The following is a 12,523-nucleotide window of genomic DNA, read 5'->3' on the forward strand; positions in this document are numbered from 1 at the left end:
GTGTGCGCGGACGGGCACGTCCGGGCGGCGGGGAGGGGCGGCCGGGGCCGTGCCGGTCCGTAGGCTGGGGGCGTCGCCCCGGCCGCCGCTGCCACTGCCGTCACTCCTGCCCCTGCCCGGAGCGGGCCGGGCCCGAAGGATCCGTCCGTTGTCTTCCGTCCGTCCCGGGACCTGTCGTCCGTCCCGGGATCGCGCCCACGCGCGGGAGGGTGTCGTGGAACATGCCGCTGGACCGCCGCCGGTCCTCGAACCCCTGGCCCGGGCCTTCGCCGAGGCCCACGCGTGTCCGGGCGTGCCGGGCGGAGCGGGACCGGTGCCCTCCGGCGAGGCGCCGGCCGCGCTGCTCGGGGAGGCGGACACGGCGCCGGACGTCGAGGAGGAGTGGCTGGCGCTGCCCGGCTGCGACGGGGACCGGATCCGGGTGCGGATCCTGCGTCCGGCCGGCAGCGACGGGCTGCTTCCGGTGGTGCTCTATCTGCACGGCCTGGGCTGGACCCACACGACGGCCACCGCGCACCAGCGGCTGCTGGAGGACCTGGTGCTGGGGGCGGACGCGGCGGTCGTCGTGCCCGAGTACGACCGCCCGCCGGCGGCCCGCTATCCGGTGGCCGTCGAGCAGTGCTACACCGTGGCCCGCTGGATCGCGGAGCACGGCGCGGACTGGCGTCTCGACGGCTGCCGCATCGCCGTGGCCGGCGTCTCGGCGGGGGCCAATCTGGCCGCCGCCCTGACGCTGGTCGCCAAGGAGCGCGGCGGCGTGTCCCTCGTGCACCAGGTCCTGGTCTGCCCCGTCACGGACGCCACCGGGGAGTCGCCGTCCTACCGGCACTTCGCCGAGGGCTACTTCCTCGGCGGCGCCGTCATGCGGAGCTTATGGCGGAGTTACGTCCCGGACGCGGCGCGGCGCCGGGAGATCACCGCGTCGCCGCTGCTGGCCACCCCGGACGAGCTGCGGGGGCTGCCGCCGGCGCTGGTCCTGACGGCGGAGGCGGACGTGGTGCGCGACGAGGGCGAGGCGTACGCGGCGAAGCTGCGGGCGGCGGGCGTCTCCGTCGTCTCCGTGCGCTATCACGGCACGATCCACGGGTTCGTCCTGTTCGACGCGCTGCGGGACAGCGACGCGGGCCGGGCCGCCCGGACGCAGGCCGTGGACGTCCTCCACGTCGCGCTGCACCGCGGCTGGTGACGGCCCGTCAGGAGAGGCGGCGGGAGGTGGTGCACCCTCGGGCAAGCCCTGTGCACGGGGCGCCGCCCACCGCCGCGCCGGGGGACATAACGTCCCGGTGTGCCGCCTCGCGGCGGCGCTCCGAACGTCCTCCGCCCCTCATGAAACGGGTTTCGCCATGCACGAGTTCCCCCCTGCCGCCCCTGTCCTGGAGCCGGCCGCGGCGGCCTTCGCCGAGGCCACCGCCCAGCCGCCGTACCTCTTCCAGATCCCCGTGGCGGACGGCCGCAAGGCGGTCGACGACGTCCAGGCCGGTCCGGTGGACAAGCCCGAGGTCGACGAGGAGTGGGTCACCGTCCCCGTCGCCTCCAGCGGCACCGTGCGGGCGCGCGTCGTGCGCCCCGCCGGCGTCCGGGGCGACCTGCCCGTCATCCTCTACATCCACGGCGCCGGCTGGGTGTTCGGCAACGCCCACACCCACGACCGGCTGGTGCGGGAGCTGGCCGTCGGGACCGGCGCCGCCGTCGTCTTCCCGGAGTACGACCTGTCGCCGGAGCACCGCTACCCGGTGGCCGTCGAGCAGAACTGGGCCGTCGCCCGCTGGGTCGTGACCGACGGCGCGGCGAAGGGCCTGGACGGCGCCCGCATGGCGGTCGCCGGCGACTCCGTCGGCGGCAACATGAGCGCCGCGCTCACCCTGATGGCCAAGGAGCGCGGCGGCGTCCCGCTGCTCCAGCAGGTGCTGTTCTACCCGGTCACCGACGCGTCCTTCGACACCGCCTCCTACCACCAGTTCGCCGAGGGCTACTTCCTGCGCCGCGACGGCATGCAGTGGTTCTGGGACCAGTACACGACCGACGAGGCCGAGCGCGCCCAGATCACGGCCTCGCCGCTGCGCGCCACCACCGAGCAGTTGACGGGCCTGCCGCCCGCCCTGGTCATCACCGCCGAGGCCGACGTCCTGCGCGACGAGGGCGAGGCGTACGCGAACAAGCTGCGTGCCGCCGGCGTGCCGGTGACCGCCGTGCGCTACCAGGGCATCATCCACGACTTCGTCATGCTCGACGCGCTGCGGGACACCTACGCCGCCCGGTCCGCCGTCGCCCTCGCCGTGTCCACCCTCCGCACCGCCCTCGCCCGGCCCTGACCGCCCCGCGCGCCGACGCCCGGAACACCGGAACCCGCGCGGACGAACACCCCCGGGGGCACGCCGTTCCGGCAGGCGCGCGTGCCCCGTCCCTCCCGTTTCCCCTCCGAGCCCGCAGGCAGGCCGTCCATGGACACCCCCGACAGCCCGGCGCCCCTCCACGGCGGCCGGCACCACGAACCCGATCTGCGGAGCATGACCCGCATCAACCTCCGGCCGATCGCGTCACCGATGCCCCTCGGCTTCTACGCCGTGGCCATCGCCTCGGTCGTCGCCGGCTGCTTCCAGCTCGGCGTGTTCGAGGAGGACGCGGGCCGGGCCGTCGCCTTCACCGTCCTGCCGGCCTTCGTGCTCCAGCTTCTCGTGGGCGTCCTCGCGTTCGCCGCCCGGGACGTGCTCGCGGCCACGCTGATGGCCTGCTTCTCGGGGACGTGGCTGGCGACCTCCCTGGTCCTGGCCTTCGATCCGCCGGGCGGCGCGGAGGTGCTGGGCGTGCTGAACCTCGCCTTCGCCGTGTTCGCCGGTCTGATGGCGAGCGTGGCGCGGGCCAAGCGTGCCCTGTGGCTCGTCCTGTGCGCGGCCGTCCCCCGGTTCGCCGCGGCCGCCGCCTTCAACCTGTCCGGCGCCGCCTGGCTGGGCACCGTCTCCGGCGTCCTCGCCCTGGTCCTGGCCTCCGCCGCCCTGTACGCGGCCTTTGCGCTGATGCTGGAGGACATGCGGGGCGAGCAGGTCCTGCCGATCGGCCGCAGCGGCCCGGCGCACCACGCCGTCGAGGGCGACCTCTCCGTCCAGTTGCGCAACCTCGAACGCGCCGCGGGTGTCCGCCGCACGCTCTGAGGCGCCTCCCGTCGTCCCGTACCCGGACCTGCCCCGAGGAGTCTCCGTGCGGCCCGTGCAGCAGCTCGTCACGGCGAAGGTGTCGTCGCCGGACCACGGCGCGGTCCGGCTGGTGGTGGGGATACGCCACGACCCGGGCGACCCGCTCGCCGTGCGCCTCGACTTCGCCCCCGCCGACGGCATGGACGAGCACACGGCGGCGACCTGGGTCTTCGCCCGGAGCCTGCTGGAGGAGGGGGTCGCCGCAGCTGTGGGCGACGGCGACGTCCGGGTGCGTCCCGGCGGCCCGGGCGAGACGGACGTCGAGCTGGTCTCCCTGTACGGCTCCTGCGTGGCCCGCTTCCGCACGGACGCCCTGCGCTCCTTCCTGTCCCTGACCGAGACCCCGTCCCCTCAGGCCGCCGCGCGGATCCGGACCGCACTCGACCGGACGCTCCTCACCATCCTCGGGCGCGTCTAGCCCTGCCCGGCCCCCCTTTCTTCCCTCACCGACCACGAGAGGTCCCGCCATGACGACGATGCCGGTCAGCGGCGTCACCCCCTTTCCCGACCTGGACGACGGCGACGCCGCCGACCTCGTCGTCCGCAACGCCAAGGTCCACACCGGCGATCCGCAGCGGCCGGCCGCGACGGCCCTCGCGGTCCGCGACGGCAGGATCACCGCCGTCGGTGACGAGGCGGCGGTCGCGCGGCACGTGGGACGGCGGACACGCGTCGTCGACGCGCTGGGCCGCCGGATCGTCCCCGGCCTCAACGACTCGCACCTGCACGTGATCCGGGGCGGACTCAACTACGTCCTGGAGCTGCGCTGGGACGGCGTCCCCTCGCTGCGGCAGGCGCTGGCCATGCTGCGCGAGCAGGCCGGCCGCACCCCGAAGGGCCAGTGGATACGGGTGGTCGGCGGCTGGACGGCCGACCAGTTCGCCGAGCGGCGGATGCCGACGGTGGCGGAACTGAACGCCGCCGCCCCGGACACCCCCGTCTTCGTCCTGCACCTGTACCAGTCCGCCCTGATGAACCGCGCCGCCGTACGTGCCGCCGGCTACACCCGCGACACGCCCGACCCCCGGGGCGGGCAGATCGTGCGCGGCCGGGACGGGGAACCGACGGGGGTGCTGCTCGCCGCGCCCGGCGCGCTCGTCCTCTACTCGACGCTCGCGGCGGCGCCCACGCTGGGCGAGGAGGACCGGAAGACGTCCACCCGGCACTTCCTGCGGGAACTCAACCGGTTCGGCCTCACCTCCGCCGTCGACGCGGCCGGCGGGTTCCAGAGCTTCCCGGAGAACTACCGGACCGTCACCGAACTGGCCCGCGCCGGACAGCTCTCGCTGCGGATCGCGTACCACCTCTTCCCGCAGACCGCCGGCCAGGAACTGGACGACCTGCGGCGGTGGATCGCGACCGTGCGCCCGGACGAGGGCGACGAGTGGCTGCGGCTGAACGGCGCCGGGGAGAACCTGACCTGGGCGGCGGCCGACTTCGAGAACTTCTCCGAACCCCGGCCCGAGCTCGCCGCCGGCTACGAGGCGGAGTTCGAGAAGGCCGTCCGGCTCCTGATGGAGAACGGCTGGGGCTTCCGGCTGCACGCCACCTACGACGAGACGATCAGCCGGGACCTGGCGGTCTTCGAGAAGCTGGCGGCCGACGGCCTCTTCCCGTCCGGCAACCGGTGGCTCTTCGACCACGCCGAGACGGTGTCCGCGCGGAGCCTGGAGCGGATCGCGGCGCTGGGCGGCTCGATCGGCGTGCAGAACCGCATGTCCTTCCAGGGCCGGGCCTTCGCCGACCGGTACGGCGCCGAGGCGGCCGCCCGTACGCCGCCGGTCACGGAGATGCTGGAGCGCGGCCTGCCGGTGGCGGCGGGCACGGACGCGACGCGGGTCTCGTCGTACAACCCGTGGGTGGCGCTGCACTGGCTCGTCACCGGACGCACCGTGGGCGACCTGCGCCTGTACCCGCCGGACCGGCTGGTGTCGCGGGAGAAGGCGCTGGAGCTGTACACGGTCGGCGGCGCCCGGATGACGGGCGAGGACGGGGTGAAGGGCCTGCTGCGGGAGGGTTTCCTGGCGGACTTCGCGGTCCTGTCGCACGACTACTTCGCCGTCCACGAGGCCGACATCCCGCACATCGAGTCGGTCCTCACCGTCGTCGGCGGCCGGCTGGTCCACGCGGCGGCGGAGTACGAGGGCCTGGACGAGGCGATCCCGCCCGTCAGTCCCTCGTGGAGCCCGGTGGCCCACTTCGGCGGCTACCAGGCGTCCCCGCCGCCCGGGGTCACCGGGGCGCGCCAGGCCGACCGTCTGGCGGAGGCGGTGGCGGAGTCGGAGCGGCACCGCCAGTGGCGCGCCGCCCGCGGCTTCGCCCCCGAGAGCGACCCCCGGGTCTTCGATCCCTGCTTCGTCCTCTGACCGACCCGCACGGGCTTCGCGGCCGACGAGCCATGCAGGGAGAGAACAGCCCCGGCCACCCTGAGCAAAGCCCCGGGGACCGTCACCGTCCTACCGTCGGATCATGAACAACGCAGCACAGCAAGTCAATTGACGTTACGTCAGCCGTTTTCCCTCACCCTCCCTTCCCGAAAGGAACCGTCATGACCACGTTCGACTCCGCCAAGGTCACGGCCGCCCCCAGCCCCGACCTGCTCACCCCCGACAACGCGATGATGCTGTTCGTGGACCACCAGCCGCAGATGTTCTTCGGCGCGGCCAGCTCCGACCGGGCCGGGGTCATCAACGCCACCGTCGGCCTCGCCAAGGCGGCCACCGTCTTCGACGTCCCCGTCGTGCTGTCCACCGTGGCCGCCGAGTCGTTCTCCGGCCCGCTCCTGCCGCAGCTGCGCGAGGTCTTCCCCAAGCACGAGGTCGTGGACCGCACCACGATGAACGCCTGGGAGGACCCGGCGCTCGTCGAGGCGGTCAAGGCCACCGGCCGCAGCAAGATCATCCTCTCCGGGCTGTGGACCGAGGTCTGCCTCGTCCTGCCCGCCCTCTCCGCCCTCAGCCAGGGCTACGAGGTGTACGTGGTCGCCGACGCCTCCGCCGGCGTCACGCCCGAGGCCCACGAGCACGCCATGCAGCGCATGACCGCGGCCGGCGCCGTCCCGGTCACCTGGCTCCAGGTGCTGCTGGAGCTCCAGCGCGACTGGGCGCGCGGCGAGACGTACAGCCAGACGCTCGACGTGGTGAAGGAGCACGGCGGCGCCTACGGCATGGGGGTCGTCTACGCCCAGTCCATGATCGACCCGCACGCCGCCGGCTGATCCCGCGTCCGACCGTCACGATCCCTGGAGCACGACGATGGACATCGGTCTGCTGGTCCTGCGGCTTCTCGTCGGCCTCCTGGTCGCCGGGCACGGAGTGCAGAAGGTGAGCTTCCGGCTCGGCGGCAAGGGGCTGGCGGGCGGTGCCGCGGAGTTCCGGGGCGACGGCTTCCGCGGCGGCGCGCTGACGGCCGTCGCCGCGGGCGGCTCCCAGATCGGGGCGGGGCTGCTGCTCGCAGCCGGCGCCCTGACCCCGCTGGCCGCGACCGGTGTCGTCGGCGTGATGACCGTGGCCCTGACGGTGAAGCTGCCGCACGGGCTGTGGGTCCAGAACGACGGCTACGAGTACCCGCTGGTCCTCATGGTCCTGCCCGCGGTCCTCACCCTCACCGGTCCGGGCCGCTGGTCCGCGGACGCGGCCCTGGGCCTGGCGCCCTGGTCCCCCTGGTGGTGCCTCGTCGCCGTGGCCGGCGGGGTGGGCAGCGGCCTGGCCGTCCGCGCGCTGCTGCACCGCCCCGCACCCCCGGGGGCCGGCTCCCGGCCCCGTACCCGCCCCTCAGACATCCGGAGTGGAACATGACGGCTCCCCCGTCCCTCGACGCCCCGGCCCCGCACCAGAGCCGGAAGGACGGGCAGTTGCAGGAGTTCGGCACCGTGCGGCACGTGGGCGTCGGCCTCTCCCGCGACGCCCGGCTGTACTCCTGCCGGCGCCTCAACCTCCTGCTGGCCGACACCCAGATGCTGTACGCGCTGTACAAGAAGCACCACTGGCTCATGCGCGGCCCGACCTTCCACCAGCTGCACCTGCTGCTGGACCGGCAGGCGGAGCAGCATCTGGCGATCACCGATCTGCTCGCCGAGCGTGTGCAGAGCCTCGGCGGCGTCGCGGTGGGGGACCCCCGGCACGCCGCCGAGATGACCCGCGTCCCCCGCCCGCCCGACGGCGTGGAGCCGGTGCCCGGCATGCTCGCGCGCCTCCTGGAGGCCCACGAGACGATCCTCCTCGACGCGCGGGACGCGGCGCGCCGGGTGGCGGACCTGGGCGACGCGGGCAGCGAGGACCTGATCGTCTCCGAGGTCATCCGGACCGGCGAGACCCACACCTGGTTCCTCGGCGAGCACCTGGTCGACACCCCTCTGACCCGCGCCTGAACGGCGTTCCCTCTTCGCCCCGCCCCTCACCAGAACCCGTCCCTCACCAGAACCCGTCCCGCACGAGACCCCGTCCCTCACGCGAACCCGCCCCTCACGCGAACCGCCCGTCACGAGACCCCGCCCAGAAAGCGCAGACGCATGTCACACCCTCAGTCCCTGTCCGCGAAAGGCCTTTCGCGGCGTACGGCGCTCAGGGCCGGTGCCGCCACGGTCGCCTCGCTCGGCGTCGCAGCCGCCGCCGCGGCCCCGGCCGCCGCCCGGGACCACGCCCCCTCCGGCGGGTCCCGGCCCACGATCGTCCTGGTCCACGGCGCGTTCGCCGACGCGTCCAGCTGGTCGCCCGTCATCGAACGGCTCCAGGACCGCGGCCACCGGGTGCTGGCCCCCGCCAACCCGCTGCGCGGACTCCACCACGACGCGGCCCACCTCACGGCCTTCCTGGCGGGCGTCGAGGGCCCCGTCGTCCTGGCGGGCCACTCCTACGGCGGCGCGGTGATCACCCAGGCCGCCGCGCGCACCCCGGGCGTCCGGGCGCTCGTCTACGTCGCGGCGTTCATGCCCGACGCGGGCGAGGTGCTGGGCGAGCTGTCGTCGCGGTTCCCCGGCTCGCAGCTGGCGGCGGCGCTCACCCAGGTGCCCGCGCCCGCGCCCGACGGCTCGCCCGGCCTCGACCTGTACATCCGGACCGAGTCGTTCCACCAGGTGTTCGCCCAGGACGTGCGGCGCGACACCGCGCGCGTCCTGGCCGCCGTCCAGCGTCCGCTGAGCGCCACCGCCTTCGGCGACCAGGCGACGGCGGCGGCCTGGCGCACCCTGCCGTCCTGGACGCTGGTCGCCGGCGAGGACCACGGCATCCCGCCGGAGCTCCAGCGCTTCCAGGCCCGGCGCGCGGGGTCGCACACGGTCGAGGTGCCCAGCTCGCACCTGCCCCTCCACAGCTTCCCCCAGGCCGTGACCTCGCTGATCCGCTCGGCCACCGACGCCGTCCGGCGCTGACGGCGCCCCACTCCCGAAGGACTGACCGTGTCTCTTCCCTCCGAGAACTCCTACGCCCGCGACCTGGCCCAGGTCGAACGGGCCAACGCCGACGGCCGGATCCCCGTGGTCTTCGTCCACGGCCTCTGGCTCCTGCCCACCAGCTGGGAGCGGTGGGCGGCGGTCTTCGACGCCGCCGGCTTCGTCCCGGTGCTGCCGGGCTGGCCCGACGACCCCGAGACGGTCGAGGAGGCCCACGCCCACCCCGAGGTCTTCGCCGGCAAGAGCGTCGGCCAGGTCGCCGACCACTTCTGCGACCTCGTGCGCAAGCTCGACCGCAGGCCGGTGGTGGTCGGGCACTCCTTCGGCGGCCTGATCACGCAGATCATCGCGGGCCGCGGGCTGTCCCGGGCCTCCGTCGCCATCGACCCCGCCCCGTTCCGGGGCGTGCTGCCGCTGCCGCTGTCGTCGCTGCGCGCGGCGAGCGTGGTGCTCGGCAACCCTGCCAACTACCACCGGGCCGTGCCCCTCACCTACGAGCAGTTCCGGTACTCCTTCGCCAACGCCGTCGGCGAGGAGGAGGCGCGCGAGCTGTACGAGACCTTCGCCGTGCCGGCGCCGGGCGAGCCGCTGTTCCAGGCGGCGGTCGCGAACGTCAACCCCTGGACCGAGGTCAAGGTGGACACCCTGAACCCCGACCGCGGCCCCCTCCTCATCCTGTCCGGGGAGAAGGACAACACCGTGCCGTGGGCCATCGCCCACGCCTCGTACAAGAAGCAGGTGCGCAACGAGTACGCGGTCACGGAGATCCAGGAGATCCCGGGCCGGGGGCACGCCCTCACCATCGACAGCGGATGGCGCGAGGTCGCCGACACGGCCCTCGCCTTCCTCAGCCGTCACGTCGACCCGGCATCGGGAGACGCGGCCTGACCCCCGGCTGATCCCCGCGCCCCTCCGAGCGGCCGGTCCGGACCTCGCGTCCCGGACCGGCCGCTGTGCGTTCTGCGGGTACGCGTCCGGGTGCGAAGCCCGCCTCGGCAACGGCCTGTTCTGGCCTGTGGCTGCACGGCTTCGGCCTGTGCGTGCACGGCCGCCGGTCCCGCCCCTCCCGCGTCCTAGCGTCGGAACCGTGGCGGGGGCCGCGCCCCCGCCGGTCGGCTCATGCACGGTACGGGGAGCGGCACGATGACATCCGACGGCACGGCGGGAGCACCCTCCCCGCCCGGTACGCCGCCGGCGGGGCGGGACGCCCCCTGGGCGGTCCTGCGGAGCGCCCTGCTCGCGGCGCCGACGGGCGGGCGGGCGCTGTGGCTGCGCGGAGAGGCCGGCATCGGCAGGACCACGCTGCTGGACCAGGCGGCCGCCTTCGCCGCCGACCACGGGATGCGCGTCCTGCGGGCGTCCGGCACCGCGCAGGAGCCGGGCGCCGCCTTCGGTGTCCTGGGCCGGCTGGTCCGGCCCCTGCTGGGCCGGCACGACGTGCTGACCGCCGCGCAGCGCCGCTGCCTGGAAGGGGCGCTGGCCCCGGGGGCGGCGGACCCGCGTGCCGGGGGCCCGGCCGTCGCCGCCGCCACCCTGGCCCTGCTGGGCGGGGCCGCCGACGAACAGCCTGTGCTGCTGGCCGTCGACGACCTCCAGTGGGTGGACGCGCCGAGCGCCGGCGTGCTGGCCTTCGTGCAGCGCAGGCTGGCCGCCGCGCCGGTCGTCCTGGTCTGTGCCGTACGCACGGGGTGCGCGCCGGTTCCGGACGGCACCGGCGCCGAGGTCCTGGACCTCGCCCCGCTGACCCCTGCCGAGGCGGCGGCGGTCCTGCGCCGCCGGCGTCCCGACCTCACGGCGAAGGCCAGGGCCCGGCTGGTCCGGGAGGCGGCCGGCAACCCGCTGGCCCTGCTGGGAACCCCCGCGCGGCCGGAGCCCGCCGACCGCACGGAGCGCGCTCCGGCGCCCGCCGCCGCGCGGCCGGGCGCCCGGCCGGCCGTGCCCGACTTCGCGTCCCGGCTGGACGCGCTGCCGCCGGACAGCCGGTTCCTGCTCCTGCTGCACGCCCTCGCGGGCCACGAGGAGCGCAGCGTCCGCCTGGCGGTCGAGGCGGCCGGAGCCGCCGGAGCGCCGGCCTCGGAGGAGACGCTGGTGGCGGCCGAGAGGTCCGGTCTGGTCCGGCTGCACCACGCCCGGCTGACGTTCCTGCACCCCCTCGTCCGCGTCTGCCTGATCCGTACGGCCTCCGCCGCCGACCTGCGCCGCGCCCACGCCGCCCTGGCCGCCGTGCTGCCCCGTGACGACGAACGGCGCGCCGCGCACCTGGCGGGGGCCGTCGAGGGCACCGACGACGCCGTGGCGGACCACCTGGAGGAGGTGGCCCGCCGGACGATCCGGCGCGGCGGGCACGCCGAGGCCGCGACGCTCCTGGAGCGCGCCGCCCGGCTGAGCGCCCGCGCGGCGACGCGCGGCGCGAGGCTCACGGCCGCCGCCAACGCCGCGGCCATCGGCGGCCGGCCGGCCGTCGCCGCCCGCCTGCTGGCGGACGCCGGGACGGAGGGCGTCCCCGCCGGGAGCCGCGCCCTGTGGGAACTGACCGACGCCTACGTACGGTTCGAGCGCGACGGCGACCTCGCCCCGGCCGTCGCCCGTCTCCCGGCACTGCTCGCGGATCGCCGGCCCGCGCCGGCGGAGGCGGGGGCGGGGGCGGACGCCGTGGAGGACACCCTCCGTGTCCTGCTCCATCTGACGGCCGCGTTCTCCGGCGAGCCGGCGCTCCGGGACGCCCTGCGCGCCGAACTGTCCCGTTCCGGGCCCGTGGCGCGGCTCCGCTCCGACCTGTGGAACCGGCCGGCCGGACCGGGCCCCGGCGGAACGCGGCACCTGCGGCGGCTGGTCGCGGCGCTGACGCCGGAGGAGGAGGTCCGGGAGGCGTGGCAGCTGCTGTGGATCGCGGCGGCGCTCGACAGCGTGGGCGAGCACGCCCAGCTCTGGCACCGCGTCGTCCAGCGCGCTCCGTACCTGACCCAGGCACACGTGAATCTCGCCACCTGCGGGGACGACTATCTGCGGGGCCGCTGGGACCGCTGCCTCGCGGTCTCCCGCCAGGGCGCGCGCACGGCCCGGGAGCAGGGCTGCGGCTTCCACGAACGTCTCTTCCGGCTCACCGGGGCCGCGGTCCACGCGGCGCGGGGCCGGCGGGGGGAGGTGGAGGCGCTGCTGGAGCGGATCGAGCCGTGGGCGAGGCGGCGCGGCCAGGCGTACGTGCTCCGCAGGATCACCGCCGTCCGCGCCGTCGGCGCCCTGGCGGCGGGCGAGGACGAGACGGCGTACGCGCTGGCGTCGTCCCTCACCCCGCCCGGCGTGTTCCCGGCCGACGAGCCGCACTTCCCGCACGTGTTCCTCGACCTGGTCGAGGCGGCGGTGCGGACCGGGCGGCGGGCCGAGGCGCTGCGCCACATCGCGGCCGGCCACGCGATCGGCATGGCCGGCATCGCGCCCCGTCACGCCTTCGTCCTGGCGGCGGCGGAGGCGATGGCGGCCACCGGCGAGGACGTGCACGCCCTGAGCGAGGCCGCCTACGCGGTGCCGGGGGCCGACGCGTGGCCCTTCGAGCTGGCGCGCGTGCACCTGCGCCACGGCACGTGGCTGCGGCTCGCCCACCGCCCCGAGGAGGCCCGCGCCCATCTGCGGACCGCGCACACGCACTTCACCCGGCTCACGGCGGAACCGTGGGCGCGCAGGGCGGCGGCGGAGCTGCGGGCCGGCGGCACGGTCCTCGCGCGGGCCCGGCCGACGGAGGTGTGGCGGCTGTCGCCGCAGGAGCTCCGCATCGCGCGGCTCGTGGCGTCGGGTCTGAGCAACGGTCAGATCGCCGAGCAGCTGAAGGTGTCGCCGCGCACGGTCGGCACCCACCTGTACAAGATCTTCCCGAAGGTCAACGTGGCGTCCCGGGCGGCCCTGGCGCACGCGGTGCGCGAGGCGTACGCGCGCTGACCACGGGCCC

At 75.5% G+C, this 12,523-nt stretch carries 11 protein-coding genes; all 11 read left to right on the top strand.

Annotated elements, in window-relative coordinates; genetic code table 11:
- Positions 1-214 precede the first annotated feature (214 nt).
- On the top strand, positions 215-1,186 hold the full coding sequence (locus ACFVQZ_RS08505; RefSeq protein WP_030492211.1) for an alpha/beta hydrolase: 972 nt from the start codon (positions 215-217) through the stop codon (positions 1,184-1,186).
- 157 nt (positions 1,187-1,343) lie between these two features.
- A complete protein-coding gene (locus tag ACFVQZ_RS08510; RefSeq protein WP_383620599.1) occupies positions 1,344-2,312 on the top strand; it encodes an alpha/beta hydrolase in 969 nt (322 codons plus the stop codon).
- A 129-nt stretch (positions 2,313-2,441) separates the two neighbouring features.
- Positions 2,442-3,149, top strand: a complete 708-nt coding sequence (locus ACFVQZ_RS08515; RefSeq protein ID WP_030492213.1) for a GPR1/FUN34/YaaH family transporter — start codon at positions 2,442-2,444, stop codon at positions 3,147-3,149.
- A 46-nt stretch (positions 3,150-3,195) separates the two neighbouring features.
- Complete coding sequence (locus ACFVQZ_RS08520; protein WP_383620602.1) at positions 3,196-3,609, top strand: SsgA family sporulation/cell division regulator; 414 nt, start codon at positions 3,196-3,198, stop codon at positions 3,607-3,609.
- A 49-nt stretch (positions 3,610-3,658) separates the two neighbouring features.
- Entirely contained in the window at positions 3,659-5,557 is a 1,899-nt protein-coding gene (locus ACFVQZ_RS08525; protein ID WP_030492215.1) for an amidohydrolase, read from the top strand.
- 182 nt (positions 5,558-5,739) lie between these two features.
- Positions 5,740-6,408 (top strand): hydrolase, encoded by a 669-nt coding sequence (locus ACFVQZ_RS08530; RefSeq protein WP_030492216.1) that lies wholly within the window; start codon positions 5,740-5,742, stop codon positions 6,406-6,408.
- 37 nt (positions 6,409-6,445) lie between these two features.
- On the top strand, positions 6,446-6,988 hold the full coding sequence (locus ACFVQZ_RS08535) for a DoxX family protein (protein WP_383620605.1): 543 nt from the start codon (positions 6,446-6,448) through the stop codon (positions 6,986-6,988).
- A complete protein-coding gene (locus ACFVQZ_RS08540) occupies positions 6,985-7,560 on the top strand; it encodes a Dps family protein (RefSeq protein ID WP_383620607.1) in 576 nt (191 codons plus the stop codon). The genes ACFVQZ_RS08535 and ACFVQZ_RS08540 overlap by 4 nt, the downstream gene beginning before the upstream one ends.
- Before the next feature lie 141 nt (positions 7,561-7,701).
- Positions 7,702-8,559: an alpha/beta fold hydrolase gene (locus tag ACFVQZ_RS08545; protein ID WP_383620609.1), complete on the top strand. Its 858-nt coding sequence runs from the start codon at positions 7,702-7,704 to the stop codon at positions 8,557-8,559.
- A 27-nt stretch (positions 8,560-8,586) separates the two neighbouring features.
- Entirely contained in the window at positions 8,587-9,468 is an 882-nt protein-coding gene (locus ACFVQZ_RS08550; RefSeq protein WP_383620610.1) for an alpha/beta hydrolase, read from the top strand.
- A 255-nt stretch (positions 9,469-9,723) separates the two neighbouring features.
- On the top strand, positions 9,724-12,513 hold the full coding sequence (locus tag ACFVQZ_RS08555; RefSeq protein ID WP_383620612.1) for an AAA family ATPase: 2,790 nt from the start codon (positions 9,724-9,726) through the stop codon (positions 12,511-12,513).
- The last annotated feature ends 10 nt before the right edge of the window (positions 12,514-12,523 follow it).

It is taken from the genome of Streptomyces sp. NPDC057854 (assembly GCF_042797055.1).
Taxonomy (GTDB): Bacteria; Actinomycetota; Actinomycetes; order Streptomycetales; family Streptomycetaceae; genus Streptomyces.

What these genes read in the sequence shown, in the direction of transcription:
- ACFVQZ_RS08510 (WP_383620599.1), top strand. Translation starts at nt 1,344, where the DNA reads ATGCACGAGTTCCCCCCTGCCGCCCCTGTCCTGGAGCCGGCCGCGGCG.
- ACFVQZ_RS08515 (WP_030492213.1), top strand. Translation starts at nt 2,442, where the DNA reads ATGGACACCCCCGACAGCCCGGCGCCCCTCCACGGCGGCCGGCACCAC.
- ACFVQZ_RS08525 (WP_030492215.1), top strand. Translation starts at nt 3,659, where the DNA reads ATGACGACGATGCCGGTCAGCGGCGTCACCCCCTTTCCCGACCTGGAC.
- ACFVQZ_RS08530 (WP_030492216.1), top strand. Translation starts at nt 5,740, where the DNA reads ATGACCACGTTCGACTCCGCCAAGGTCACGGCCGCCCCCAGCCCCGAC.
- ACFVQZ_RS08535 (WP_383620605.1), top strand. Translation starts at nt 6,446, where the DNA reads ATGGACATCGGTCTGCTGGTCCTGCGGCTTCTCGTCGGCCTCCTGGTC.
- ACFVQZ_RS08540 (WP_383620607.1), top strand. Translation starts at nt 6,985, where the DNA reads ATGACGGCTCCCCCGTCCCTCGACGCCCCGGCCCCGCACCAGAGCCGG.
- ACFVQZ_RS08545 (WP_383620609.1), top strand. Translation starts at nt 7,702, where the DNA reads ATGTCACACCCTCAGTCCCTGTCCGCGAAAGGCCTTTCGCGGCGTACG.
- ACFVQZ_RS08555 (WP_383620612.1), top strand. Translation starts at nt 9,724, where the DNA reads ATGACATCCGACGGCACGGCGGGAGCACCCTCCCCGCCCGGTACGCCG.